The organism is Bordetella flabilis, from assembly GCF_001676725.1.
Taxonomy (GTDB): Bacteria; Pseudomonadota; Gammaproteobacteria; order Burkholderiales; family Burkholderiaceae_B; genus Bordetella_C; species Bordetella_C flabilis.
Genome location: NZ_CP016172.1, coordinates 5,259,869 through 5,284,696 on the forward strand (window position 1 = coordinate 5,259,869; position 24,828 = coordinate 5,284,696).

Below are 24,828 nucleotides of genomic sequence, written 5' to 3' on the forward strand. Positions count from 1 at the left end.
CGACTTAGCGAGTCTTGGCCACGTACGTGGACCGTTGGGAGAGATAGGCGCCGGCACCCATCAACAGCAGCGAAATCGCCAGATACAGGACGGTGACCACCGAGTAGACCTCGAAGGTCTTGAAGGTGGCGGATTCGATCTCGCGCCCGGCTCCGGTCAGTTCTATCAGCCCGATCGCCATGGCGAGACTGGTGTTCTTGAACAGCAACAGCGTCTGGTTGGTGAGCGGTGGAATGGCGATCTTGAACGCCTGGGGAAGAATGACCTTGCGCATGGCCTGCAGGTAGCTCAGGCCCAGGCTGCGCGATGCTTCCATCTGGCCGCGCGGAATCGCCCGTATGGCGCTACGCAGGTCCTCGCTGACATATGCCGCCGTCACCAACCCGATCGCGATGGTGGCGTAGAAGAACTCGCCCCCGATGGCGTTGATGGCGTCGTTCACCGCCGCCGGCATGATGGCGGCGACCCCGAAGTACCACAGCAGGATATGCACCAGCATCGGCACATTGCGATGGAACGCCACATAAACGACGATCAGGTAATTCAACGGCCGGATGTTCAGCATGCGCAGCACGGCCAGCACACTGCCCAGGGCGAAGGCCAGCAGCCACGCCAGCAAAGTCATTTGCAGGGTCGTGAACAACCCAGCCAGTATCAGGCTCGGGTAGCCGTTACCGAATAACGCACCAAAATCGAATGTGTATTTCATAACGGGCTACCCGCCCCCTCACGGGGGTCAATCCTTTATTTCTTCAACCTTGAACACGCGCTTGCTCGGGAACTTGGTATCCGGGCCGAACCAGCGGTCGTATATCACCTGCAGCTCACCGGACGTCTCCAGTTGGGACAGTACCTGGTTCACTTCCTTACGCAGCCCATCTTCGCCCTTGCGCAAGCCGATCCCCCAGGGCTCCACGAACAGCGGTTTCTCGATAATGTCGAGCTTCACCGGCGAGCTCTCGGCATCCTGCTTGAACTTCAGCAACATCAGTTCCGAGCCGACGAAGCCGGAGACCTTCTTTTGCTGCAGGGCCATGAAAGCGGTGGGCGGATCCTTGAAGGTCACCGTCGTCACGCCGGGGATCAGTTTCTTCGCACCCGCTTCGGACGACGATCCCGATACCGCGCTGACGCGCTTGTCGGCCAGATCGGCCGGCGTGGCCAGCGTTGCCGCATCGTCACGCCGGATCAGGATCTTCTGCGGACTGACGTAGTGCTGGTAGCTGTAGTCGATTTGCTGCGCTCGCTCCGGTGTCCATCCCAGGTTGGCGGCCACCACGTCCACGCGGCCGCCGGCCAATTCCGGAATGCGGGCGGCGACGGCGATCATCTTGATCTCCAGCTTGACGCCCAGATGCTCGGCGACCTTCCTGCATAGATCCACTTCGTAGCCCACGACCTGGCGAGTCTTCGGGTCCTGGAAACTGAACGGCTCGGAAGTGCCCAGCGTGCCGCACACCAGCGTGCCACGCGCCTTGACGTCAGCCAGCGCGTCGGCGTGCGCCACGCCGCTCGCGCTCAATGCCGCCAGCAACGGCACGCACTTCAGAATTGTCTTGAGGCTCATGGTTCTCTCCGTGAACGTTAGTTGAGTTGGCCGCATGCCAGCGAGATTTCTTCGCAACCGCGACGTATGGTGTCCACATCGGTGGCGAAACTCAGGCGGATGTGGCCGGGATTGCCGTAGGCGGTGCCGTCCAGCACGGCGACGCCCGCGGCGTCCAGCAGGTAATGCACGAAATCCAGGTCATTCCCGATGGTCTTGCCCCCGGGCGTGCGCTTGCCGATAAAACCCTGGATATTGGGGAACACGTAAAAGGCGCCGGCGGGCCGGGGGCAGGACATGAAGGGAATCCCGTCGAGCAGGCCGGCAATCAGGTCACGGCGTTCCCTGTACAGGGCGATGATGTCGGCCACGCACTGCTGGTCGGCCGAAAGCGCGGTGGCGGCCGCCACTTGCGAGATCTGGCTGGCGCAGGACGTGGATTGCGAGATCAGCGTGGACATCGCCTTGACGAGCCAGACGGGACCGGCCGCATAGCCGAGCCGCCAGCCTGTCATCGCATAGGCCTTTGAAACGCCATTGACCAGCAGTACGCGCGGCGCCAGGGCCGGATTCACGTTCAGCACGGAAACGTACGGTGTACCGTAGCAAAAGTGCTCGTAGATTTCGTCCACCATCAAGAGCACGTGCGGATGGCGCTCCAGCACGGCCAACAGCGCGGCCAGCTCGGTTTCGCTGTATACGGACCCCGATGGATTATTGGGAGCGTTCAGCAGCAGCCACTTGGTGCGCGGCGTGATCGCCGCCTCGAGCGCGTCCGGGCTGATCTTGAAACCCCGTGCCTCGGTGGTGGGCAGAATAATCGGCTCGCCGTCATTGAGCAGCACCATGTCGGGATAAGAAACCCAGTACGGCGTAGGAATGATGACTTCATCGCCTGGATCGAGCGTTGCCTGCAGCGCCGAGAAGATCAGCTGCTTGGCGCCCGTACCGGCCACGAGTTGATCCAATTCGAAGGAAAGGCGGTTTTCACGCCGGTATTTCTGCTGAACCGCCGCCAGAAGCTCGGGGATCCCGGAGGACGCGGTGTACTTCACCGATCCGCTTTCGATCGCGGCGACACCGGCCCGGGCGATGTGCGCCGGCGTACTTACGTCCGGCTCACCGATGGTGAAGTCGATAATCGTCCGCCCTTCACGCCGCAACGTGTCGACCTTGAACTTCGCCGCCATGCTCGGTGAAGGCTTGATGGCGGCCATGCGCTTCGCCAGGAGGTTGGGCGACGTGGAATGGGAAGTGGTGCTCATATTCGCAGGCTTACAGCAGATTCTTCGCTTCGAGCACGGGATGCAGCCAGCTCTGTCGCTCTGCGCCCGCCGCGATCTCGGCCATAATCCTTTCTTCCTTGGCGGCGTGGGCCCGCGCCTTCTCGACCAAGGCGTGTGCCTGACCGACCGGGAAGGACACGATGCCATCTTCATCGGCCACGATGACATCGCCCGGCTGGATCACCTGCCCGCCGATGCTGACCGGCACGTTGACCTCGCCGGGACCATCCTTGTACGGACCGCGGTGCACATGGCCTCGCGCATAACAAGGGAAATCGTCGTTTTCGAATGCCGCGACGTCGCGGACTGCGCCATCGACGATCAGGCCCGCGCAACCGCGCTGCTGCAGATAGCGCTTCATGATTTCGCCCACGCAGGCATTGCCCACGTCGCCGCCGGCATCGACCACCAGCACGTGGCCTGGCTGCAGCAGCGTCATGGCTTTATAGATGAACAGGTTATCGCCCGGCCGCGTCTTGACCGTGAGCGCCGAGCCAACCAGCTTGCCACGTCGGTTGTAGCGGCGCAGGCCCACCACGCCGTGCTGGCGATGGAGGTTGTCGCTGAGATGCGGGGTGACGATCGAGTGCAACGCAGCTGCCAGTTCCGCCGGTAGCACCGGCGGTGCCGCATTGAGGGTGAAGGATGAAGAGTTCTGCATGGTAAGGGCTCCAGAAGCGGCCATCATGCAGAAAACGCCAACACGCAAAAAGGGAATTTAAGGCTTCGGGTTTCATTCCCCGAGGGAATAAGAAGGGGTCCACTGCACCATGCATTACCTCTTCCGCCCGAGAAAAACACCACGCTGGCAGGCACTTACAGCAGCTTGCGGATTGGTGGGTCTGCTCCGGGCTTATGCCAGTCGTTCTACCTTGAAGGGGCAAAACCGCGGCCCGACCAAGGGAAAATCCCCATATCTGCTGACTGCCGCTGAAAGGGAACCTGCCGCGCCTCAACGATGACGGGATATCGCCAACTTACGGCATCGTCACGCAGGCGCTGGTCCTCCACCGCGCCGCAGCGGAGCCGGGCCGGGGTCCTGCGCAGGTCCCGCGAGGGATCGACCCATGATGCTGCATAGTCTTCAATTGACGCATGGTTTCTGTTTGATAGAATGCAGTTCTGCCCAACAAAACGACAGCGGCGCGCGTGAAGTCATGGCTTCCGCAGTAGAACCGCTCACCCGCAGGCAAGACCCGCAAAGGACAAAGCGTGATTCAGGGAACAGGCGCACACATACGCGCGAACGGCATCCGCCAGCACTACCTGCACTTTGGGGGTGCCGGCCCTGCCGTGCTGATCGTCCCGGGCATTGTCAGTCCCGCCATCCTCTGGCGCCACGTCGGCGATTGGCTGGCTCCTGGCCATGACTGCTACGTGCTCGATGTCCGAGGCCGCGGACTCAGCGAGGCCGGGCCGCATCTCGACTACGGCGTCGACGCATGCGCCCAGGATGTGACTGCGTTCATCGAGGCGTTGAACATCGATCGACCCATCGTGCTGGGCCACTCCATGGGCGGACGGATCGCGTTGCGTGCGGCGGCGTCGGCGCCGGGGGTGTTCGGCGGGCTGCTGCTGGTGGACCCGCCCACCAGCGGCCCTGGGCGGCGAGCCTATCCTGTCCCCAAGGCAAGGACCCTGGACCTGCTGCGCGCAGCACACAGGGGCGACGGCCTGCAAGCAATACAACGCAGCAGCGTCGCCCCATGGCCGGAAGACCTGCGGCAGTTGCGTGCGGAATGGCTGTCCACGTGCGACGAACGCGCGGTACACGTGGCCTACGACGATTTCGACGGCCAGGACATCTTCGCCGATCTCGCGCAAATCAAGGAACCACTCTTCCTGCTTTGCGCCGGCAACGGCGGTGTCGTCTCCGACGACGACATCGCCGAAATGAAGCAGTTGCGCAGCGACCTGCACGCGACCCGATTGCCCGGCGTCGGCCACCAGATGCAAGCTGAGAACTTCGAAGCATTCAAGCAGGCATTGGGCGGCATTCTGTCCGCGCATATCAAGAACCTGGGCAGAGCGCCCACCTGACACCCTGAGCCGCCGGGCGACGCATGCCCGACATCGTCCGACCATAGAAGGGGATCGCGATTGAAACTCGATGCGGAAGTGCTGGAGCTGTTCACGAAAGAGATGGCGCTATGTGGCGTCAAGGCCGGCGAGACGGTTGTCGTATTGACCGCCGAGGATGAATGGCAGGAGAACGCCTATGCCTTCATGGCGGCGGCCCAGAGCCTGGGCGCGAAGACCTTCAATCTGAACGTACGCCGGGAGCAGCGAAATGCCGTGGGCGTGCAAGGCCGCCATCCGCTGGTCGGCAATGAACTTGCCATGCGCACACTGAAGTCAGCCGACATGGTGATCGATATGGTCGGGCTGCTGTTTTCGCGCGAACAGGCGGAAATCCAGGCTGCCGGCGTGCGCATCCTTCGTGTGATGGAGCCCTTTCATGTCCTGAAGCAGATGTTCCCCACGGAAGATTTGCGGCGGCGCGTCGAATATGCCAAGGGCATCATGGAACAAGCGAAGCAGCTGCGGTTCACCTCCGCCGCCGGCACCGACGTCACTTACCAGTTGGGCCAGTATCCGGTGATCTCCGAATACGGCTACACCCATGAAGCCGGCCGGTGGGACCACTTTCCGTCGGGATTTTCCTTTACGCAGGGCAACGATGGCGGCGTAAACGGCACTGTCGTCCTGCAGCCGGGCGATATCCTTTGCGCCTTCAAAAAATACGTGGAAACGCCGGTCACCTTGAAGATCAAGGACGGGAATGTGGTCGACATATCCGGCGCCGGCGTGGACGCGCATCTCATCGACAGCTACATCAAAAGCTTCGATGACGATCGGGCCTATGCGGTCTCGCACATAGGCTGGGGACTGAACGAGAAAGCACGCTGGTACCAGTTCGCGGTAACGCGGCAATTGCCGTCGGAGCACGTCATGAACGCGCTGGCCTTCTATGGCAATGTGCTTTTCTCGCTGGGGCCGAACCTGGAAGTCGGCGGGGATAACGACACGGCATGCCACCTGGACCTGCCGATGCGCCTATGCAGCCTTTGGCTGGACGATACGCAGATCCTGAAGGATGGCGATGTCGTCCATCCCGAAATGCGCGTCGATCGTCATGCTTGAACCGCGCGCCGCGCAACGGGGGGCGATATCGCCCTAGCCCGCTGCTTCCCCCAACGCCGCTGGCCTGCTCTTGGCGTGCCAGCTCTCGAATATCGAAGCATCGCCGCCCAGCCGACGCGTAAGATCGGCCGCGGCCGCCAACAGGCGCGCGGACATCGAAGGCAGCAACTCCACCGAAAACCGTGCGGCCGGCCCGGACAGGGCCAAGGCTCCGCGCAAATTCTTCTGCGGGCCGAACACAGGCGCGGCAATCGCGGCGATATCCGGTTCCCGTTCGCCCACCGTAATGATGTAAGGCTGCTCCGGCGTCCTCGACGGCGGAGTCATCGTGGGATCGAACGCGGTAAGCACCCGTCCGGCGGCGCCCTTATCGAGCGGCACCAGGTCTCCCGTCCGGATATGGTCACGTATCGACCGGGGCGAATCCACCCGGAAAAGACAAACGCGGTGATCGCCTTCGCGTGTGAAAAAAGAAGCGCCTTCTTCGGTCTCCTGCACCAGGCGGCGCAGGATAGGCGGCACATGGTCGTCCAGACGCAGGGCCGACTGATAAAGCCCGCCCCAATGCAAGAGCATCGACCCCAGCTGATAGCTGCCGTCGTCCAGCCGCACGATGCAGTGTTCCTGAACCAAGGTCGTCAGCAAACGCAGGATGGTGCTTTTGTACATCTTGGTTCGCCGCGCGAGCTCGTTCAGCGATAGCGAACTGTCTCCCGCGCGGAAGGCGTTGAGTATCGCGATCGCTCGTTCCACCGCCGCGACGCCACCCGCCTTTGTGTCGCTTTCCGGTTCTTCCGACATTTTTCGCCTGATCTAGTGCATGTCCTAGTTGACATTGTAGCGTACCGTTCTGCAGAATACAGTTCTTCTAGTCAGAACGGACGCACAGGCGGCATTGCGCCGGCGACGCGTCCGGACAACTTCCAAGGGGAAATCAACGATGAACCACTCAGGATGGAAAAAGCTCCTGGCCGGCCTGGCATGCGGCATTTGCCTGATGAGCACGGCCCAAGCCGATACGTATCCAAGCAAGCCGATCACCATCGTGGCGCCCTACCCGCCAGGCGGCGCCACCGACCTGTACGCGCGCTCCGTCGCCGCCGGCCTGGGCGAGCTGGGCCAGTCCGTGGTGGTGGACAACCGCGCGGGCGCATCGGGGATCATCGGCGCGGACTACGTGTCGCGGATGCCGGCCGACGGCTACACCATGCTTATCGGCGCCTCGTCGATGTTCTCGGTGCTGCCGCTGTTGAGCAAGCGGATGGACGGCGTCTATCAGAAGATCGAGCCGGTCTCCATCCTGGGCTTCAACCCTTCGTACGTCGTCGTGCCGTCCACGCTGCCGGTCAATACGATCCAGGAACTGCTCGATTTCCTTAAAAAGAATCCCGGGAAGTACGGTTACGGATCGGCGGGTACCGGCACCTCGCAGCACGTATTCATGGAGCTCTTCAAACAACGTGCAGGCATCGATGTTTTCCCGGTGCAGTACAAGGGCAGTTCGCCGATGGTCGTGGACCTGATCGCCGAACGCGTCGTCATGGCGATCGAGCAAGGACCCGCGGTATTGTCGTACATCAAGTCGGGGAAGCTGAAAGCCCTGGCCGTCACGACAACGAAGCGATCGGAAGCCCTGCCCGACGTTCCGACCCTGGGCGAAACCGTGCTGCCGGGCTTCGAAGCCGTCACCTGGTTCGCCCTGTACGCGCCCAAAGGCGTCCCCCAGAACGTCATCGACAAGCTGGTCCCGCAAATCGCGAAGACAATGGCGTCGAAGGAAGTGAAGGAACGGCTGGGCGCTGTCGGCGTCGAGCCCGCCTCCAGCACGCCCCAGGCCCTCGTGAAGCGGCAAGCGGAAGAAACCGCTCTGTGGAAGGACGTCATCACGCGCTCGAAGATCTCGCTCGAAGACTAAACGGGGACCCTTCCATGCATCCCAAGCCCCAGTTCTCACTCAGTACCGAGCCGCGCGCAGACTATCTGGAAAAGGTCACCGGCGCGGCGACCTACGCCAGCGACGTGGCGGTACCGAACATGCTGCACGGAAAGATCCTGCGCAGCACGGTGCCGCATGCACGCATCGCGAGGCTGGACGTGAGCGCGGCGCTCGCCATCCCGGGCGTCGTGGCCATCCTGACGGGCGATGACCTGAAGGATCTGCCCGGTACCGAGATCCGCTGGGGATTGTCGCTGCGCGATCGTCCTGTGATCGCGCTGGACAAGGTGCGTTATGTGGGCGACCCCGTCGCCGCGGTGGCGGCGATCGACGAAGCCACCGCGGAGGCGGCCGTCGACGCCATCGTCGTGGCCTACGAGACGCTGCCGCATTCGACGACCGTCCAGGAGGCACTGGGGGAAGGCGCGGCGCTGGTCCACGAAGAGATGGATGTCCTCAAGGACTATTACTTCAAGGGTCATTGCACGCCGGTGCCGGGGACCAATCAGTTTCAGCGGTGGTCCTATGAAAGCGGCGACGTCGATAAGGTCTTCCAGAGCGATGTAAAGATTTTCGAGGACACCTTCACCTTTCCGATGGTTTTCCACTACGCGATGGAACCGCACGTCTGCGTCGCGCACTGGAAGCCGAACTCCCTGGAGCTATGGAGCGGCGGCCAAACGCCCACCGCCATCCAGCGCGTGTGTTCGGAAGTACTGGGCGTGCCCCTGGCCTGCGTACGCGTGCACTCCCCTTATGTCGGCGGCGGCTTTGGCGGCAAGGCGTCGGTGAAGATCGACCCGCTGGTCGCGGCGCTGTCGTGGAAAGCGCGCGCGCCTGTCCGCGTCTGCCTGACGATCGCCGAGTCCATGCTCACATGCCGTCGCCTGGACGCCGAAGTAACGCTGAAGACCGCCGTCGACCAAAGCGGCAGGATAGTCGCCAAGGCGGTGCGCGCGGTGGTGAACGGCGGCGCCTACGCGGATACCGGGCCGGCCATCGCGGTCAAGGCTGCGATCCGCGCGATCGGGCCTTATCACATACCCAATCTTCGACTCGAAGCCATAGGCGTCTACACGAATACCGTGCCCGGCGCGGCCTTCCGCTCGATCGGCGGTCCGCAGGCCGTATGGGCCACCGAGTCGCAGATGGACATCATCGCCGATGCCATGGGCCAGGACCCCATCGAGTTCCGCATGCTGAACCTGGCGGAGAAAGGCCAGACGCTGAAACATGACCTGCGGCCCATCGACGTCGATATGCGACGCTCGCTGCGCGCGGCCCTCGATACGCTGAAAAACCTGCCGCAGCCCAAATACGAAGGGCGCCGGGGACTGGGCGTGGCCGTCGGCGCGACGGACCCAGGGATCATGCCCATCGGTGGCGCCATCGTCCGCCTGCGCGCAGACGGCTCGGTCAACGTCTCGGCAAATACGGTCGAGATCGGGCAAGGCAGCCGCGGCGTTCTGCGCATCATCGCCTCCAGGATGCTCGACCAGCCGCTCAGGATGATCGCCGTCGCGCAGCCGGACACTTTGCAGGCCCCCTACGATTGGGGCACCGGCGCCAGCCGCTCGACCGTCATCATCGGTCTGGCCGTGCAACTGGCCTGCGAAGACATTCTGCGCCAGGTCCGCGAGACCGCCGCGCAGGTGCTGGGCGGATCGCCGGATGACTACAAGCTGGTGGAGGGGGCCGTCGAAGGGCCGGATGGCTCGATCGCCTTCATGGAGCTGCTGCGGCGCTTCAACGGCATGGCCGCCGGCGAGTTCCTGGGCGTGGGCCGCGTCAACCCGAACACCAGGGACGGCGCTTTCAAGCTCCAGCCCCTGTTCTGGGAAACCGGCGCTGGCGCGTTCGAGATCGCGGTCGACGAAGGCACCGGCGCCATCCGCATCCTGCGCGCAGCAGGCGCCGCCGATCTTGGCCATGTGATCAACCCCAAGGCCGCCGAAGGCCAGGACGAAGGGGCCATGGTGATGGGCCTGGGGCACACGCTGTCGGAGGAATACCTCTACGAGGACGGCCAGGTCGTGAACGGGACTTTGTTTGATTACAAGGTTCCGACGATGGAGGAAGTTCCCGACCACGTCGGCACTACCTTGATAGAAAGCGGCGACGGGCCCGGCCCGTTCGGCGCACGCGGGGGCGGCGAAGGAGCGATCCTGCCTGTGGCGCCCGCCGTGGCCAATGCCCTGTTCCAGAGATGGGGCATCCGGCTGAAAGAGCTGCCGCTGACCCCGGAACGCGTCTGGCGCGCGTTGAGAGACAAGAACCTGACCAACAAATAACACCGACGCCATGGACTTCAGAATTGATGCGCTATTGCCCGCGACCGCCTCGCAACTGTGGGCCATCTTTTTCGACGTAAAGCGGGTGGCCACCCTTATCCCCGGCTGCGAGAACGTCGTGGAGGTGGAGAAGCTCAAAACCTTTTCCGCCGTCATGAGGCAGAAGATCGGTCCGTTCAAGCTTGAAGTGCCTACCCGCATCGACATCGATTCCTACGAGATCGAACGGCAGGTGTCGCTCAAGGCGATAGGTACCGATAAGGCGACCGGCACCACCATCGATGTCCGGATGGTGGTCAATCTCGATGAGCAACGCGATGGCGATGACGTGCTGTGCAAGCTGGACGTCAGCGCCAGTATGCAGGTGGCCGGGCGCCTGGCGTCCCTGGGCTATCCGATCGTGCGCAAGCGGTCGGAGCAATTGTTCGCAGAATTCGAGGCGCGCCTGCGCTCGGAGCTGGCGCATCTGGACGGCAGTCAGTCCGCGACGGTGGGTAGTGCGTCCACGACCCCGGCTGGCACCCCAAGCACAGCCCTGGGAACAGCATCGGCCTCACCATCGGAAGCGCAACCCATCCCGCCGCGCGGCGTGGCGCCGGGATCCACCGGGGATGCCGCCGACATGCGTGGTCACGCCGGAATACCCCCACAGCGCCCCTCCGCGGAACGATTGCCGCCTCCTCATACGGCGCCGGCCGCGGGCAGCCCCAGGAGCGGCGTAACCGAACTGGTCTTCCTCTGGCCGCGCCTGGGCATCAACGTCGCTGTGGCCATCGGCGTCGCGCATGGCGCCGTCGCCTTCGGGGAGTCGCCGTGGTGGTGGCTCGCCGCTCCCTTGCTGGGCGTGGCCGCCAGCCTGGGCAAGCGGGGTAGCTGATGCGGCCCAAGAAATTCTTCCTGCATCGGCCGAAGGACCTGGACGAAGCAATCAGGCTGAAAGCCGCGCATGGCGATGCCGCGACATTCCATGCCGGCGGCACCGAGCTTCTTGTCGCCCTCAAAGCCCACGTGCTGCGCTACGAGCATGTCATCGACCTGAAGCAGATCGCCGCGCTCAAGGGTGTCCGCCTGAGAGACGACGGCACGATATCGATAGGGTCGCTGACATCGCACGACACCATTGCGAACGACCCGATCATCCGCGACTCGCTGCCGGGATATGCCGAGCTCAGCGAGCATGTGGCCAACATCCGCGTTCGGATCGCGGGCACGCTGGGCGGCGTACTGTGCTTCGCCGAACCGCACGCCGACGCGCCGACCATGCTGTGCGCTTTGGACGCCTGGGTGGTCCTGCTCGGCCCAGGGGGTCAGAGGGAGGTGCCGTCCCGGGATTTCCATCTGGGCGAGTTCGCGACCGCTCGCGAGGACGACGAGGTCCTGGCTTCCATAGAAGTCGCGCCGCAATCGACCGGCACGCGATCGGCCTATCGGTCCTTCGGCCATACCGAGCGGCCAGCCGTCGGAGTCGCGGCCGTCTGGTCGACCGATAACGCGCAACGGCTCAGCCTGTGGGCGGGCGCGATATCCGCCAGCCCTGTCCGCCTGGCCCGTGCCGAAGAGGCCGCCGAGGACCTGGCTGCGGAACTTCCTGCCGAAGAAATATGGACGCGTCTGCGGGATGCGGTCGCGGCTGACGCGGTAGCCATCGACGCCCATGACGATCTGCACGGGGGCGCCGATTACAAACGACATCTGGTTTCCGTTCTTGCCGAACGGGCCATCAAGGCGTGCCTGCCATGAACCATAGCGAATCCGAATTTCCCATGATGCGCGTGGATCTCAAGGTCAACGGCACGGCTACCTCCGTTGAAGTCGAGCCTTGCGAAATGTTGATCGACGTGCTGCGCGATCGGCTGCAGCTCAAGGGCACCAAGCGTTCCTGCGACGTGCAGGTCTGCGGCGCCTGCACGGTGCTGGTGGACGGCAATCCGACCTCCAGCTGCACGACGCTGTGCGCGGACGCGCATGAGCGCGAAGTCACCACCATCGAAGGGCTGGCCGACGGCAAACGCCTGGACCCCGTCCAGCGCGCTTTCATTGCACATGGCGCCCTGCAGTGCGGCTTCTGCACGCCCGGCATGATCCTGGCGGTCAAGGCGATGCTGGCGCGCCACGACAAGCCATCGGAGGAGACCGTGCGCCACTATCTGCGCGGCAATATCTGCAGATGCACCGGCTACGTAAAGATTCTTGAGGCCGTCATGGACCTCATCCATAACCCATCCAATTACCAATAGGAGAACCCATGTCCGACTCCAAGAACAACCGACCTCGAACGCACGTGATCATCGCGGGTGCCGGGATGGGAGGCTTGACGCTTGCGCTCGCGCTGCTGAAGAAAGGTTTTGACGTCGACATCTACGAACAATCGCCGGAGCTGCGCGAAGTGGGCGCGGGCTTGTGGATCTCGGCCAATGGCGCCCGGGTCATGGCGGCGCTGGACCTGAAGGAAAAGCTCGAAGCGATCAACCTGCCTCCGCAGGATCGCCTGATCCGCTACTGGAAAACCGGCGAAGGGAAATCGGTCTACAACCGCGGCGACACGGCATCGAAGGCCGACCATACGCTGATCCAGGTGCTGCGCGCAGAACTGCAGCGCGTGCTGTACGAAGCCGTTGTTGCGCTCAAGCCCGACGCCGTGCATTTCGGCGTCCGCTCGGTGGGCGCCGAAACGGTCGATGGCCGCGCGCGTTTGCTGCTCGATGACGGCCGCCATATCGAAGGCGACGTGGTCGTCGGCTGCGACGGCGCGCACTCCCGCGTCCGCCAGTCCATGTTCGGCCCTGCGCCGGCGCGCTATACCGGCGCCCTCGCCTGGCGCGGCCTGGCGCCCATGACCAAGCTGAAGCCCCAGCACCGCGAACCCTTGGCCTCCACCTGGGTAGGGCCGACCGCGCACGTCACGACCTACCCCGTCCAGCGCAATGGCGAGTTCTTCGTCAGCTTCTCCGCGCAGGTCGACAGCGACACATGGCACACCGAATCCTGGTCGGAGAAAGGCGATCTGGCCGACGCGCTGAAGGACTTCGAAGGCTGGCATCAGGACATCATCGATTTGTTTGTTGGATCGGAGAATCTGTTCCGGTGGGGCCTGTTCGTGCGGGATCCGCTCGAAACCTGGTCCCAGGGACAGGTCACCCTGGTTGGCGACGCCTGCCATTCCATGACGCCGTATCTGGGCATGGGCGTGAACCTGACGATGGAAGACGCCTACGTCCTGGCGCGCTGCCTGGAGCAAGACCCCGGCGACATTCCCCAGGCGCTGAAGCGCTACGACCGCGCCCGCGTGGAACGCGCGAATCGCACCAAGGCCGAATCCCTGAACATGTTCGGCATCTTCCATAGCCCCGAGCTTGGCAATAGCGAAACCGCATGGCCCTACATCAACGAGCAATGGTCCACCGAAGCCGTCCGCGAACGCTACGACTGGCTGCTGCAGTACGACGCGACGTCCGTGGAGATCTGACATCATGACCGAGGTTCTTGGAAAACGCGCGCGTCCCTGGGATGGGATCATCCCTGACAGCGAACTGGAGATCTACCGCAAGGCGGGTTGGGGAACACCGACCGGAATCGGCCGGCGGCCCGTCCTGCTGGTCATCGATGTGCAATACCGGTCGATGGGCTACGAGCCCATGCCTATCGAGAAAGCCATCGAGACCATGTCGACAAGCTGCGGCGAATACGGTTGGCGGGCGGTGCCCCATATCGCGCATCTGCTGGCGGCGTTCCGCAGAATCGGCGCCCCCGTCCTCTACCCGCACGTGGCGCCCAAGCGCTCGCATGATCGTGGCCAGTTCGAAGCCAAGGTCCCCGGAGTCATGGACGTATCCGCGCCTGACTACGATTTCGTCCAGGAAGTGCGGCCGCAGGAAGGCGACATCCAGATACCCAAGCACCAGGCCAGCGCGTTCCATGGCACCGCGCTGGCGAGCTACCTGGTCGGGCTGGGTGTGGACACGGTGGTGGTGACGGGCTGCACGACCAGCGGCTGCGTCCGGGCCACGGTCGTCGATGCCTGCGCGCTGAACTACAAGGTGGTGGTGCCACAGGATGCCGTCTACGATCGCTCGCAGGTATCCCACGCGGTGAACCTGTTCGACATGGCCAGCAAGTATGCGGACGTGATGCCCGCCGCCGAACTGGTAGAACTGTTGCAGGCTATGCGTTAGCCTTCGTCAGCGCGAGCGCTACTGCAGGAAGGACAGCCGCCGCCACGGCCTGTGTACCCATAGGCCCTGCCCGCGGCGACGTCCGGCCATCCCGGCCCCGCACCGATACATCGGTGCGATCGCGGTCTTGACCCGAGCGGATCGCACCCTATTCCTCGTCCGATTTCGTATCTTCCGCCGGCAAGGAAACCAGCCGCGCCAGGACGATGGCCGGATAAAGCTGGCCGATCAATGCTTCGAGGTTGGACAGCGATCGGGCTACCCGCGCCACTGGCGTGATGTCGCCATACCCCACGGTGGTCAGGGTGGAGAAACTGAAGTAGATCCACACCCACGGATATGCACGGCTGCTGTGTCCGTGCCCGTCCAGGCCGGTATAGGCGCCGGAATCGCGCAGGCCGACGATTTCATAGGCTGCGGCCCAGATAATGCCGAGCAGCATGTAGAGCGCGATCGCGCCCCACAAGCGATCGCGCACCTTGGCGCCCTTGCCGAACACCTTCGCGCTGATCACCAGGGCCAGCATCAACAGCGCGAAGAGCAAGGCGACGGCGCGCAGTTCCGCCGACCCGGAGGGCAAAAACCAGCCCGCCCAACGCACGGCGATTACCACCACGGCCACCAGAGTCAGCGGGATGAACGCCAAGCGCCGGTCGGACACGGCGATCGCCCCGCTGACCAGGATCAGGGAGATAAGAATGTCTTCGACGATCTGGCCCGCGCCGGAGTCCGGCGGCACCGCGACCGGCGCAACGAACACGCTCAGCACCAGGACGAAGAGCAAGGTCGTCATACTGCCCAGGCGCAGCGCGGCGGCATGTTCCAGCCATCGTCTTGAATGTGGCATGTGGTTCTCCCGCTTCGGTCCGAGTCCGGAATGCGTGCAGCTTACCCTCAGCGAGGGTGCAAGGACAGCCTAGCTTTTGCAATGGCGCGCCGGTATGCGGGCCGGACAGCGCCTTTTGGATGGCGCGCTGAACATCGAGTCCCGCCGACGTGTCAACCTGCGGGCACGGGCGGAAACGTGTTGCTGGCGCTCCTTCGCGGCCCCACCGAGTCCCGCAGGAAGATAGGAGTGAACCGAGTCAAGCCATAGGGCAAAGCTGGTTTGAGATATTGCGCCGACGGGAGCCGACCGCGCCATCCGGTGATGGGCGTCGGCATGGCCGGCGGTTCAGTGAAGCGGCTTGATATTGCGCATTCGCAGAACGCCATTCCACCGTTCGGTCTCTTCGACGATCAGCGCCTTGAATGCCATCGGCGTGTTGGGTTGCCGCGGCGTAGCGAAGGAAAGTTGCGCCATTGCATCGTGCAACTGTGGGTCCATCAAGGCAGCGTTGATTGAACGATTAAGTTTTGCGATCACATGAGGTGGCGTTCCGGCCGGCGCCAACAGGCCGCCCCAATCGCCAAGGTCCAGGCCAGACAATTCCGACACGCCAGCTTCATCGAGCGTCGGCACAGAAGGGATTGTCTGGATCCGTGCTGGAGACATTGCGACGATCGGCCTTAGTCTATTCGCCTGGATGTGGGGTAACGCCGCGGCAACGGTGCCTATATATATGTCTATTCGACCACCCATTACGTCCATCAACGCCTGTCCCCCGCCGTTGTACGGCACATGCTCAATTTCGATACCCATTTCCTGTTGTAGCAATTCGCAAAGCAGGTGCGGCGTTGTACCCATCCCAGCAGACGCGCACCTCAGAACGCCTGGATAAGTTCTCGCAATTCTCGCAACATCCTGGATTGTCGCGATCGGCGTATGCGTACCCGTCACCATGACAAATGGTACCGTGGCGACCAGACCCACAGGAACCAGATCCCGTGAAAAGTCATACTTCATGTGCCCATACATCGTTTTGTGGATGGTATGTGGCCTTGCCCCTAGAAGGATCGTGTAGCCGTCCGGCGCTGCGCGCGCGACATATTCGGCGCCGATGTTGCCGCTTGCACCGGGTTTGTGCTGGACAATCATTCTCTGCCCTAATGCTTCCCCCATGTGGCGAGCAAGAAGGCGGGCGAGGGCATCGGCACTACCGCCAGCTGGAAAACCAATCACCAGAGTAACCGGGCGTTGTGGGTAGACCGCCTCCTGATCAGCCGCCATCGCGCCCCAAGACAACGTAGTACCGGCCAGGACAAGGGCCGTGAGGTCTCGCTTAAACAGGTTCATTCGTCTCGCTCTCGTGTTATCGGTGTCACCAAGGGCATGGCAACCGCCGTGAAGTGCGGTCGGTAACCGTGGTTGGGAACCTGTTCCGCGCGAGCATGAAACTGCGGGCTAGGATCCTCTTGGCGTCAGCCGATAGGAGCAAAGACAGACGCCTTGGCCAGGAAGGCGATGTGTTTCGATCCGAGATGAGACTGTATCCGTGCGATCCGTAGAATCCTTATCCTGCGTCCTTTGGACACTCGGGTTGGACGGCGGGAAGACCAACGTGGGTCGATCCAAGCCGTAGGGCGATGCTCGTTCAAGGTAGTACGCCCGCCGGGGCCCAATGCGCCATCCCGTGATGGACGTCGGCACCACCAGCGGTCAGTGCAGCGGCTTGATATTGCGCATCCGCAGAACGCCATTCCAACGTTCGGTCTCTTCGACGATCAGCGCCTTGAACGCCATCGGCGTATTGGGTTGCCGTGGAGTAGCAAAGGACAGTTGCGCCATAGCATCGTGCAGATTAGGGTCCAGCAAGGCCGCGTTGATTGATTGATTGAGTTTTGCGATCACATGAGGTGGCGTGCCGGCCGGCACGAGCAGGCCGCTCCAGCCTCCAAGCTCAAGCCCTGACAGTTCCGACACGCCGGCCTCGTCCAGCGTAGGCACAGACGGCATTGCCGATATCCGCACGGAAGACATTGCGACTACCGGCCTGAGTTTGCCGGCCTGTATGTGCGGCTGCGCTTCCGCAACGGTCGAAATGTATATGTCTATACGACCGCCCATCACGTCTATCAACGGCTGCGCACCACCGTTGTACGGCACATGCTCGATGTCTATATCCAGTTCCTGCTGTAGCAGCTCGCAAAGCAGATGAGAGGTCGTCCCCACCCCGGAAGACGCACACCTCAGAACGCCAGGATACGTTCGGGCTATTCTGACAACATCTTGCACGGTAGCAATCGGGGTATGCGTGCCGGTCACCATGATGAACGGTACCGTCGCTACCAAACCGACGGGAACCAGGTCGCGTGAGAAGTCATACTTCATATGCCCATACATCGTTTTGTGTATGGTGTGTGGGCGTGCGCCAAGAAAGATCGTGTAGCCGTCCGGCGTCGTGCGGGCGACATATTCGGCGCCGATATTGCCGCCGGCACCTGGCTTGTACTGGACAATCACTTTCTGTCCGAGTGGCGGCCCCATGTAGCGAGCCAGAAGGCGGGCCAGCGCATCGGCATTACCGCCAGCTGGGAAACCAATCACCAGCGTAACCGGCCGCTGCGGGTATACCGCTTCCTGGTCAGACGCCATCGCGCCCCAGGACAAGGTGGCACTAGCCAGAATAAGGGCTGTGAGGTCTCGCTTAAACAGATGCATCTCGTCTCCGCTCTCGTGTTGTCGGCATCACCAATGGCATGGCAAAAACCGTGAAGTGCGGTCGGTAACGATGGCTGCGCACCTGTTCCGCGCAAGCGCATGAGAAGGCCCGATTAACGGACCCTCTCGCCCTCACGCGATAGCTGCAAAGGTGCATGCTTGAAGGAACGTTGCGCGATCCGACCTGCGCTGAGAGCGCATGCGGCGAAGAGATTGGCGCGATATCGCGCTCGTCGTGCAGCGTCGCCACCGGATGGGGCAACGGAAGCGGCGCGGCGCCACAAGCATCGAGCACAAGCGGACGTGTAAAAGTGAGGGAGCGAAGCGAGACTCCATGCCGCTAAAACACTCGCGCTTGGCTCGTACCTGGCGCGCACGTGGCACGCGCAGGCCTTCGGGGCGATGGCTGGTAACGGTGGGGTGCGAAGAATCAGGTGCCGCCACTCGCGGCCACCCGCCTAGCTGACGGAGCTGCTGTTCAAGGAGATAGAGCTATCCGTTGCCGGTCACGCGATGGCCACACGCCACGCCTGACCCAGTGATTCTTGGCGCGCCCGACAGGAATCGAACCTGTATCAAGAGCTTCGGAAACTCTCATTCTATCCATTGAACTACGGGCGCGAAGAGGCAGTATTGTACCGAAATCACGATTCCATGCTTGGCGCCGCTCCGGGCGCTCTGCCGCGACCCCGTCGGAGCAACATTACGGCATGCCAGCCCAGCTCAGCTACACGGGCGGGCGATGAGCGCCTTGTCCGATCTACCCGCTCCCGATTGCCGCCTGATCGCACGTCACCGCTCATGCCTCCGGCAGGGTCGCCGACCGAAGGGGAACGCCGAGCGTAACGCCTCGGCGCTTGGCGTCGCGTCCACCGGTACGCGGCCAGCCGCAGCACCGCGCAGCCCATGCACACACCGCGATAGACGCGATGCTGCACCGCGACGAAGCGCGGCCGAACGCATGCATGCCCTGCCTTGGGGCAGGCCATGGACCCCGCGTTATATAATCCAGCGTTTGCACCCACGCAGGCCACGGGCGACAGCCCTCTTCGGCTTGCGCTACTTATCCGCCCCAGGCGCCCCGGTACCCGACAGCAGGATTAGGTTATGAGCAAAGAGCAGGAACACGTAGAAGAACACGCCTCACTCATCAAGACCCCGAAGCAGTTGATCGTCACGGTGATTCTGGCCTTCCTGGTCCCGATCATCATCATCCTGATGCTGGTCAACATGGTGGCCTCTTATGGCCGGGCCGGCGCCGGGTCCAATGCCCTGACCCCGGAAGCCATCGACAAGCGGATTGCCCCCGTGGCCGCCTTCGAACTGGTGGATGCGAACGCCCCGAAAGTCTTTAAGACCGGCGAACAGGTTTTCAGTTCCGTCTGTAGTTCGTGCCACACGGCCGGTGTGGCAGGGGCCCCCAAAGTAGGCGACAACGCCGCCTGGGCGCCGCGCATCAAGGAAGGTTTCGATGCCATGATGCAGATCGCGCTGCACGGCAAGGGCGCCATGCCTCCGAAGGGCGGCAACCCGTCCCTGAGCGACTATGAAGTCGCCCGTGCGGTCGTGTTCATGGCGAACAAATCCGGCGGATCGCTCAAGGAACCGGCGGCGCCGGAACAGCCTGCGGCCAACCAGGGACAGGCGGCTGCTCCCGCGCAAGCCCAGGCCAAGGCGCAGCCCGCGGCCGCTCCGGCAACTCCGCCGTCCACCGGCACGGCGGCCCCTGCCCCCACGCCCGCGCCGCCCGCCCAGGCCGCCGCGCCCGCGCAGCAGGCCACCGTCAATCCCAACGGCGAAAAGCTCTACAAGACAACGTGCTTCGCTTGCCACGGCACCGGCGTGGCCGGCGCGCCGAAGTTCGGTGACAAGGCCGCGTGGGCCAAGTACATCGAGACCGGCATGGACGCGATGGTCAAGACGGCCATTACCGGCAAGGGTGCGATGCCGCCCAAGGGTGGCGCGGCCAATGCGTCGGAAGCCGATATCCGCGCAGCCGTCGAATATATGGTCAACGCCGCCAAGTAAAACGCCGGCGGGGCTGCGGTAAGCGCGCCCGGCCGGAACTTCGTGATTGTGCCAGCGAGCAAGCAAGAAACGCGGCACCTATGCAAGCCCGCATCCCTGCCCTGTCGCCACCGGGCAGGGATTTTCGTTTCCAAGGGCGGCGTAGGCGCGTGCCGGCGCCGCTCGGGCGCGCGTATCCGGTGCGCCGAGATAGCGCCGCACCCGGGCGCCGCCGGAGCGCTGATGGGAAACGGGAATTTACGAATGTCACGATCGGCGTGGCCGATCATGCCGAGCAAGGTGCGGTGTTTCGCCTCGGACGCTCTATGATGCCGCTCGTGCAGCCCTATGTCGGTATCGGGGTGGCTTCAACTGCCAGCCCGCAGGGCCGTGAGCGCAGGGCGTCGGGATGTGAGACGTTGGGACGTTAAAGCTTGAGGCTGTGCACGTTGGGAACGCGTACAAGCGTTGAAGCGCCAGCACCGTGGGGCCGGAAGCCGACGACTCTTTACGATGGCAATGAGCGACATGGCAGAACAGTCGCGGTGTGCGTGTCGAGCGATTCCACGAACAGATAGCCACAGCCGCGCACGGCGAGCAGTGGCAATTCGATGCCCGCATGCCGCGCCTTGCGGCGCAGCCGCGAGACGAGGACATCGACGCTGCGCGGATCCTGCGCATTGCCGGGACGAGCGGGGCCCGTGGGACAGTCCAGGGCCGGGTCTTCCCGACGCAGCAACTGACCTTCGCTGGCCGCCATGCGAGTAAGAAACCCGCTTTCCGAACCGGTAAGGGGCAAGGTGCGCCCCTGTGGGGTGGCCAGCACGCGCCCATTGGCGCTGAGCCGCCATGCGGGTGCGGAGCGCGTACGCCAGGGCCATCCGCCTGTGGAGGCGGAGGCCCCGGCCCCGGCCCCGGCAACGCCGGCGCCATGCAATTCCATGGCCGACGTGGCTTGCCGCCCCCATGACCACAGCACTGCCACCAGCTCCGGAACATCGATGGAAACCACGTGGCAGGCGTCGGCGCCGGCACCCATGATGCGTTTGCGCCAGCCCGTTTCGCTGCCGGGTCCCAGCGCGACGATGGCAACACCCTGTGCGATCTTGCGTATGTGCGATGCATTGCGAGCCAGGCTGTCCGGGTCCCCCACCAGCACGACCAAAGGTGCCGGATGCATGGCCTGAAGCTGCTGGAAACCTTGCAGGCTGCCGCAACTGCGCACCGCGAAATCGTGGCTGGCCAATTCCTGGACAAGACTGTCCCGGAGCGCCCGCGCATCCTGCAGCACGATGACGTTCCGATCGTCGATCATTTGAATCCTCCCGTATACGACAAAACCACGAACGTGATTTATATAAACACCAACGTGGTTGACGCGCAAGCTTCAATCGGCCCGTGAAGACATTTTCAGACCGATTGAGGCGAGTACGCGTACTACGCGGCTACACCCAGGCCGAGCTGGCGCGGCTCGCAGGCCTTTCGCAAAGCGCGGTCGCCAGCTACGAAAGCGGCGAACGGCAGTCGAGCCGCGGCCTCTTCAAGCTGGCCGCGACACTGGGTGTGGAAGCACAGTGGCTGGACACCGGCAAGGGGCCGATGGAACGCGCCGCGGACGGATACGGCAACACGCCGGCAAGCAGCCGGTACGCCGTGATGGAAGACATCAATCAGGGCGGGTTCAGTGAAGCGCGCAAGGGCGGCGAATGGCCTTTCGCGAATATTCCCCGCAACCGCTACGACGGCCTGACCGCCCGCGACAAGCGGCATCTGGAGACCATGGTCGGCGCCTTCGTCGACGCCTGCCACGCCAACTACGCCGCCGCCCGGCCAAAAAGCAAACCGCGCCGCGGCGACTGATGCGCCGGGCGCGATAGGGAACGGTTCACCGCATCATCACAAGGACGCGGCCCCGCAGGCAAGCCATGGCGGGATCCACACTACTGCCGCGGCCAGCGATGAAGCGCGGCCGCGGCAGGAATCTCAACGCGCGGGCGAAGAGGAACCGCGCGTATTGGAAGGCGCCGTTGCGGGTGCCGACGCCGGGGCCGATGACGGCGCGGCGCCACCGGCCGCGGCGGGCGCATCGCCTCGCACGCGCGCCGCGATCTCGTTGGCCGTTTGCGCCGTATCGACGCCGAATGCCAGCACGCCGCGGTTCAGCGGCTCGGCGATCCGCGGGGCGGCCACGAGCTGGCCGTTGACCACCAGCACCAGCAGCTTGCCGACATTCTGCGTGCTTACATCGGCAAGCTTGCGTGCGCCCTCGGGGGTAAACCGCAAGCCGACGAAATTCTTGCCCTGCCGGTCCACCAGGGCGGCGGCTTCAGTCAAGTCCGCGCGGGTCAGCACGGGTTGCCGTTGCACATACACGGAGGCGTCGGCCAGCTTCACTTCCATCAGGTCGGGCGCGGACTGGGTCTGCGCAATATAGAAGCCCACCGACGCGCTCGCGGGCGTCTGGGTGGATGGCGTCGACGTGGAAGGCGTGGCAGGCGTGGTGGCCGCCTGGTCCGGGGCCGTGGTACCGCCGGCCGTCTTGTTGCCCGGCGTCTGGCACCCGGCCAGAAGCACCGTGGCCATCAACATCGCGGGCGCCAGGGTACGGAGTTGTATGTGCATGACAGTTTCCTATTGTTGATTGAAGGCCGTGATACCGGCTTGCGGGCCGGCAGTAACAAAAAAGTGTACAGGGGACGCAAGGCCCATCCCACAGGAGACTGCTTCCAGATGTAATGCCGCCGCCTCGTCTTCTATACTGTCGGATGCACGCAGGGGTACTCCATGGCCACGCGCCCGGGGGTTGAGAGAGTCCCTTCGTACCAGTACGGATAATGCCGATGCTGGGAGCGTTCCGGCGTACGCGCCGGAATCCAACCCGATTCGGCTCCAATACATCATCTTTGGAGCTTTCATGAACGCCAATCCCAAGTTCCTGGCCGCGACGGCCGAAGTGGACGCCGCCGCGGTGGCGCCCCTGCCCAAGTCCCGCAAAGTCTATCAGCAGGGCTCGCGTGCCGACATTCGCGTCCCCTTCCGCGAGATCGAACAGCAAGCCACGCCGACCATGTTCGGCGGCGAAACCAACCCGCCCCTGACTGTCTATGACACGAGCGGTCCCTATACGGACCCCGACGTCAAGATCGACATCCGCCGCGGCCTGGCCGAACTGCGCCGCCCGTGGATCGAAGAGCGCGCGGATACCGAACTGCTGGCCGGGCCGTCCAGCGCCTACGGTCGCGAACGCCTGGAAGACCCCAAGCTGACCGCCATGCGTTTCGACCTGCAGCGCCCGCCGCGCCGCGCCCGGGCGGGCGCGAACGTCACGCAGATGCATTACGCGCGCCGCGGCATCGTCACGCCGGAAATGGAATTCGTCGCCATCCGCGAGAACCTGCGTCGCGAGCACTACCTGGACGCGCTGCGCGCCAGCGGCCCGGAAGGCGAAAAGCTGGTCAAGCGCATGCTGCGGCAGCATCCCGGCCAGTCCTTCGGCGCCGCCATTCCAGCCACCATCACGCCGGAATTCGTGCGTGACGAGGTGGCGCGCGGCCGCGCCATCATCCCGGCCAACATCAACCACCCCGAGCTCGAGCCCATGGCCATCGGGCGCAACTTCCTGGTCAAGATCAACGCCAACATCGGCAACTCGGCGGTCAGCTCGGGCATCGGTGAAGAAGTAGAGAAGATGACCTGGGCCATCCGGTGGGGCGGCGACACGGTCATGGATTTGTCCACGGGTAAGCATATCCACGAGACCCGCGAGTGGATCGTGCGCAATTCGCCGGTGCCCATCGGCACGGTGCCCATCTACCAGGCCCTGGAGAAGGTGGACGGCAAGGCCGAGGACCTGACCTGGGAAATTTTCCGTGACACGCTGATCGAGCAGGCCGAGCAGGGCGTGGATTACTTCACTATCCACGCCGGCGTGCGCCTGCCCTTCATTCCCATGACCGCGGACCGCATGACGGGCATCGTGTCGCGCGGCGGGTCCATCATGGCCAAGTGGTGCCTGGCGCACCACCGCGAAAGCTTCCTCTACGAGCGTTTCGAGGAAATCTGCGAAATCATGAAGGCCTACGACGTCAGCTTCTCGCTGGGCGATGGCCTGCGTCCCGGCTCGGCCTACGACGCCAACGACGAAGCGCAGTTCGCCGAGCTGAAGACGCTGGGCGAACTGACCCAGGTCGCGTGGAAGCATGATGTACAGGTCATGATCGAAGGCCCGGGCCACGTGCCCATGCAGATGATCAAGGAGAACATGGACCTGCAGCTGGAGCACTGTCACGAGGCCCCGTTCTACACCCTTGGGCCCCTGACCACCGACATCGCGCCAGGCTACGACCACATCACTTCCGGTATCGGCGCCGCGCTGATCGGCTGGTACGGCACGGCCATGTTGTGTTACGTCACGCCCAAGGAACACCTGGGCCTGCCGAACAAGAAGGACGTGAAGGACGGGATCATCACGTACAAGATCGCGGCCCATGCGGCGGACCTGGCCAAGGGCCACCCGGGTGCGGCCATCCGCGACAACGCGCTGTCCAAGGCGCGCTTCGAGTTCCGTTGGGAAGACCAGTTCAACCTGGGCCTGGATCCCGACACGGCCAAGGAATTCCACGACGAAACCCTGCCCAAGGACTCCATGAAGGTTGCCCACTTCTGCTCGATGTGCGGACCGCACTTCTGCAGCATGAAGATCACGCAGGACGTGCGCGAATACGCCGCCAGCCAGGGCGTGGCCGAGCAGGAGGCCCTGCAGAAAGGCATGCAGGAGAAGGCGGTGGAGTTCGTGCGCAAGGGCGCGGAAATCTACCACCAGACCTGACGCTGTTGCGCCGGCCCCCGCCGGGGCCGGTTCTTTTCATCGACACGCTGAAGCGGGCCGCGGCGGCGGCACGACGG

The 24,828-nt window shown here is 63.6% G+C and carries 22 protein-coding genes and 1 tRNA gene; 12 read left to right on the top strand and 11 right to left on the bottom strand.

All coding sequences use genetic code 11. The features are described 5' to 3' along the window. Positions 1-4 precede the first annotated feature (4 nt). Genes BAU07_RS23425 through BAU07_RS23440 form a run of 4 tightly spaced genes read right to left on the bottom strand, consistent with a single transcriptional unit; the run spans position 5 to position 3,493 of the window. Positions 5-709: an amino acid ABC transporter permease gene (locus BAU07_RS23425; protein WP_066663161.1), complete on the bottom strand. Its 705-nt coding sequence runs from the start codon at positions 707-709 to the stop codon at positions 5-7. A gap of 27 nt (positions 710-736) precedes the next feature. Next, positions 737-1,567 carry an ABC transporter substrate-binding protein gene (locus BAU07_RS23430; protein ID WP_066663164.1) on the bottom strand — a complete coding sequence of 277 codons (831 nt, stop codon included), beginning with the start codon at positions 1,565-1,567 and terminating at the stop codon, positions 737-739. A gap of 17 nt (positions 1,568-1,584) precedes the next feature. After that, a complete protein-coding gene (locus BAU07_RS23435; protein ID WP_066663167.1) occupies positions 1,585-2,811 on the bottom strand; it encodes an aminotransferase class I/II-fold pyridoxal phosphate-dependent enzyme in 1,227 nt (408 codons plus the stop codon). Between the two features lie 10 nt (positions 2,812-2,821). Beyond that, on the bottom strand, positions 2,822-3,493 hold the full coding sequence (locus BAU07_RS23440; RefSeq protein WP_066663175.1) for an RraA family protein: 672 nt from the start codon (positions 3,491-3,493) through the stop codon (positions 2,822-2,824). A 551-nt stretch (positions 3,494-4,044) separates the two neighbouring features. On the opposite strand from BAU07_RS23440, the gene BAU07_RS23445 reads away from it, so the two are divergent. Beyond that, positions 4,045-4,872, top strand: coding sequence for an alpha/beta fold hydrolase (locus BAU07_RS23445; RefSeq protein WP_066663178.1), 828 nt, complete (start codon positions 4,045-4,047; stop codon positions 4,870-4,872). A gap of 60 nt (positions 4,873-4,932) precedes the next feature. Next, on the top strand, positions 4,933-5,976 hold the full coding sequence (locus tag BAU07_RS23450) for a 2,5-dihydroxypyridine 5,6-dioxygenase NicX family protein (protein WP_198168839.1): 1,044 nt from the start codon (positions 4,933-4,935) through the stop codon (positions 5,974-5,976). Between the two features lie 33 nt (positions 5,977-6,009). Here BAU07_RS23450 and BAU07_RS23455 read toward each other — a convergent pair whose 3' ends face one another. Next, positions 6,010-6,777, bottom strand: a complete 768-nt coding sequence (locus BAU07_RS23455) for an IclR family transcriptional regulator (protein ID WP_066663181.1) — start codon at positions 6,775-6,777, stop codon at positions 6,010-6,012. Between the two features lie 139 nt (positions 6,778-6,916). On the opposite strand from BAU07_RS23455, the gene BAU07_RS23460 reads away from it, so the two are divergent. From BAU07_RS23460 to BAU07_RS23490, 7 genes are read left to right on the top strand one after another with little or no spacing between them, the layout of a single operon-like run. Beyond that, positions 6,917-7,891, top strand: coding sequence for a Bug family tripartite tricarboxylate transporter substrate binding protein (locus tag BAU07_RS23460; RefSeq protein ID WP_066663184.1), 975 nt, complete (start codon positions 6,917-6,919; stop codon positions 7,889-7,891). A 14-nt stretch (positions 7,892-7,905) separates the two neighbouring features. Further along, the gene (locus BAU07_RS23465) at positions 7,906-10,203 is read left to right on the top strand and encodes a xanthine dehydrogenase family protein molybdopterin-binding subunit (RefSeq protein ID WP_084025948.1); all 2,298 of its coding nucleotides are present in this window, start codon (positions 7,906-7,908) and stop codon (positions 10,201-10,203) included. A 10-nt stretch (positions 10,204-10,213) separates the two neighbouring features. After that, positions 10,214-11,080: a CoxG family protein gene (locus BAU07_RS23470; protein WP_066663187.1), complete on the top strand. Its 867-nt coding sequence runs from the start codon at positions 10,214-10,216 to the stop codon at positions 11,078-11,080. Then, positions 11,080-11,943 (top strand): FAD binding domain-containing protein, encoded by an 864-nt coding sequence (locus BAU07_RS23475; RefSeq protein WP_066663190.1) that lies wholly within the window; start codon positions 11,080-11,082, stop codon positions 11,941-11,943. The genes BAU07_RS23470 and BAU07_RS23475 overlap by 1 nt, the downstream gene beginning before the upstream one ends. After that, positions 11,940-12,440, top strand: coding sequence for a (2Fe-2S)-binding protein (locus tag BAU07_RS23480; RefSeq protein ID WP_066663193.1), 501 nt, complete (start codon positions 11,940-11,942; stop codon positions 12,438-12,440). The genes BAU07_RS23475 and BAU07_RS23480 overlap by 4 nt, the downstream gene beginning before the upstream one ends. Positions 12,441-12,448: 8 nt before the next feature. Next, complete coding sequence (locus BAU07_RS23485; RefSeq protein WP_066663196.1) at positions 12,449-13,669, top strand: FAD-dependent oxidoreductase; 1,221 nt, start codon at positions 12,449-12,451, stop codon at positions 13,667-13,669. Between the two features lie 4 nt (positions 13,670-13,673). Then, complete coding sequence (locus BAU07_RS23490) at positions 13,674-14,375, top strand: isochorismatase family protein (protein ID WP_066663199.1); 702 nt, start codon at positions 13,674-13,676, stop codon at positions 14,373-14,375. 148 nt (positions 14,376-14,523) lie between these two features. On the opposite strand, the gene BAU07_RS23495 is transcribed toward BAU07_RS23490, so the two are convergent. The 4 genes from BAU07_RS23495 to BAU07_RS23510 form a co-directional block, all read right to left on the bottom strand. Further along, positions 14,524-15,222, bottom strand: a complete 699-nt coding sequence (locus BAU07_RS23495) for a potassium channel family protein (protein WP_066663202.1) — start codon at positions 15,220-15,222, stop codon at positions 14,524-14,526. Between the two features lie 327 nt (positions 15,223-15,549). Then, positions 15,550-16,551 (bottom strand): Bug family tripartite tricarboxylate transporter substrate binding protein, encoded by a 1,002-nt coding sequence (locus BAU07_RS23500; RefSeq protein WP_066663205.1) that lies wholly within the window; start codon positions 16,549-16,551, stop codon positions 15,550-15,552. A 363-nt stretch (positions 16,552-16,914) separates the two neighbouring features. Further along, positions 16,915-17,916: a Bug family tripartite tricarboxylate transporter substrate binding protein gene (locus BAU07_RS23505; RefSeq protein WP_066663208.1), complete on the bottom strand. Its 1,002-nt coding sequence runs from the start codon at positions 17,914-17,916 to the stop codon at positions 16,915-16,917. Positions 17,917-18,462: 546 nt separating this feature from the next. Next, positions 18,463-18,537 (bottom strand) — tRNA-Arg (locus tag BAU07_RS23510). Between the two features lie 486 nt (positions 18,538-19,023). Between BAU07_RS23510 and BAU07_RS23515 the strand changes: the two genes are divergently transcribed. Further along, positions 19,024-19,944: a c-type cytochrome gene (locus tag BAU07_RS23515; protein WP_066663210.1), complete on the top strand. Its 921-nt coding sequence runs from the start codon at positions 19,024-19,026 to the stop codon at positions 19,942-19,944. Positions 19,945-20,431: 487 nt separating this feature from the next. Here the strand turns inward: BAU07_RS23515 and BAU07_RS23520 are convergent, their stop codons facing one another. Beyond that, positions 20,432-21,238 (bottom strand): hypothetical protein, encoded by an 807-nt coding sequence (locus BAU07_RS23520; protein ID WP_066663212.1) that lies wholly within the window; start codon positions 21,236-21,238, stop codon positions 20,432-20,434. 83 nt (positions 21,239-21,321) lie between these two features. On the opposite strand from BAU07_RS23520, the gene BAU07_RS23525 reads away from it, so the two are divergent. Then, positions 21,322-21,783 carry a helix-turn-helix domain-containing protein gene (locus BAU07_RS23525; RefSeq protein ID WP_066663214.1) on the top strand — a complete coding sequence of 154 codons (462 nt, stop codon included), beginning with the start codon at positions 21,322-21,324 and terminating at the stop codon, positions 21,781-21,783. Positions 21,784-21,906: 123 nt separating this feature from the next. Here the strand turns inward: BAU07_RS23525 and BAU07_RS23530 are convergent, their stop codons facing one another. Further along, the gene (locus BAU07_RS23530) at positions 21,907-22,545 is read right to left on the bottom strand and encodes a SecDF P1 head subdomain-containing protein (protein ID WP_066663219.1); all 639 of its coding nucleotides are present in this window, start codon (positions 22,543-22,545) and stop codon (positions 21,907-21,909) included. A 292-nt stretch (positions 22,546-22,837) separates the two neighbouring features. On the opposite strand from BAU07_RS23530, the gene thiC reads away from it, so the two are divergent. Continuing rightward, positions 22,838-24,751: a phosphomethylpyrimidine synthase ThiC gene (gene thiC / locus BAU07_RS23535; RefSeq protein ID WP_066665673.1), complete on the top strand. Its 1,914-nt coding sequence runs from the start codon at positions 22,838-22,840 to the stop codon at positions 24,749-24,751. The last annotated feature ends 77 nt before the right edge of the window (positions 24,752-24,828 follow it).

What these genes read in the sequence shown, in the direction of transcription:
- BAU07_RS23500 (WP_066663205.1), bottom strand. Translation starts at nt 16,551, where the DNA reads ATGAACCTGTTTAAGCGAGACCTCACGGCCCTTGTCCTGGCCGGTACT.
- BAU07_RS23425 (WP_066663161.1), bottom strand. Translation starts at nt 709, where the DNA reads ATGAAATACACATTCGATTTTGGTGCGTTATTCGGTAACGGCTACCCG.
- BAU07_RS23480 (WP_066663193.1), top strand. Translation starts at nt 11,940, where the DNA reads ATGAACCATAGCGAATCCGAATTTCCCATGATGCGCGTGGATCTCAAG.
- BAU07_RS23475 (WP_066663190.1), top strand. Translation starts at nt 11,080, where the DNA reads ATGCGGCCCAAGAAATTCTTCCTGCATCGGCCGAAGGACCTGGACGAA.
- BAU07_RS23435 (WP_066663167.1), bottom strand. Translation starts at nt 2,811, where the DNA reads ATGAGCACCACTTCCCATTCCACGTCGCCCAACCTCCTGGCGAAGCGC.
- BAU07_RS23430 (WP_066663164.1), bottom strand. Translation starts at nt 1,567, where the DNA reads ATGAGCCTCAAGACAATTCTGAAGTGCGTGCCGTTGCTGGCGGCATTG.
- BAU07_RS23520 (WP_066663212.1), bottom strand. Translation starts at nt 21,238, where the DNA reads ATGATCGACGATCGGAACGTCATCGTGCTGCAGGATGCGCGGGCGCTC.
- BAU07_RS23440 (WP_066663175.1), bottom strand. Translation starts at nt 3,493, where the DNA reads ATGCAGAACTCTTCATCCTTCACCCTCAATGCGGCACCGCCGGTGCTA.
- BAU07_RS23530 (WP_066663219.1), bottom strand. Translation starts at nt 22,545, where the DNA reads ATGCACATACAACTCCGTACCCTGGCGCCCGCGATGTTGATGGCCACG.
- BAU07_RS23505 (WP_066663208.1), bottom strand. Translation starts at nt 17,916, where the DNA reads ATGCATCTGTTTAAGCGAGACCTCACAGCCCTTATTCTGGCTAGTGCC.
- BAU07_RS23460 (WP_066663184.1), top strand. Translation starts at nt 6,917, where the DNA reads ATGAACCACTCAGGATGGAAAAAGCTCCTGGCCGGCCTGGCATGCGGC.
- BAU07_RS23490 (WP_066663199.1), top strand. Translation starts at nt 13,674, where the DNA reads ATGACCGAGGTTCTTGGAAAACGCGCGCGTCCCTGGGATGGGATCATC.
- thiC (WP_066665673.1), top strand. Translation starts at nt 22,838, where the DNA reads ATGAACGCCAATCCCAAGTTCCTGGCCGCGACGGCCGAAGTGGACGCC.
- BAU07_RS23455 (WP_066663181.1), bottom strand. Translation starts at nt 6,777, where the DNA reads ATGTCGGAAGAACCGGAAAGCGACACAAAGGCGGGTGGCGTCGCGGCG.
- BAU07_RS23495 (WP_066663202.1), bottom strand. Translation starts at nt 15,222, where the DNA reads ATGCCACATTCAAGACGATGGCTGGAACATGCCGCCGCGCTGCGCCTG.
- BAU07_RS23465 (WP_084025948.1), top strand. Translation starts at nt 7,906, where the DNA reads ATGCATCCCAAGCCCCAGTTCTCACTCAGTACCGAGCCGCGCGCAGAC.
- BAU07_RS23515 (WP_066663210.1), top strand. Translation starts at nt 19,024, where the DNA reads ATGAGCAAAGAGCAGGAACACGTAGAAGAACACGCCTCACTCATCAAG.
- BAU07_RS23470 (WP_066663187.1), top strand. Translation starts at nt 10,214, where the DNA reads ATGGACTTCAGAATTGATGCGCTATTGCCCGCGACCGCCTCGCAACTG.
- BAU07_RS23485 (WP_066663196.1), top strand. Translation starts at nt 12,449, where the DNA reads ATGTCCGACTCCAAGAACAACCGACCTCGAACGCACGTGATCATCGCG.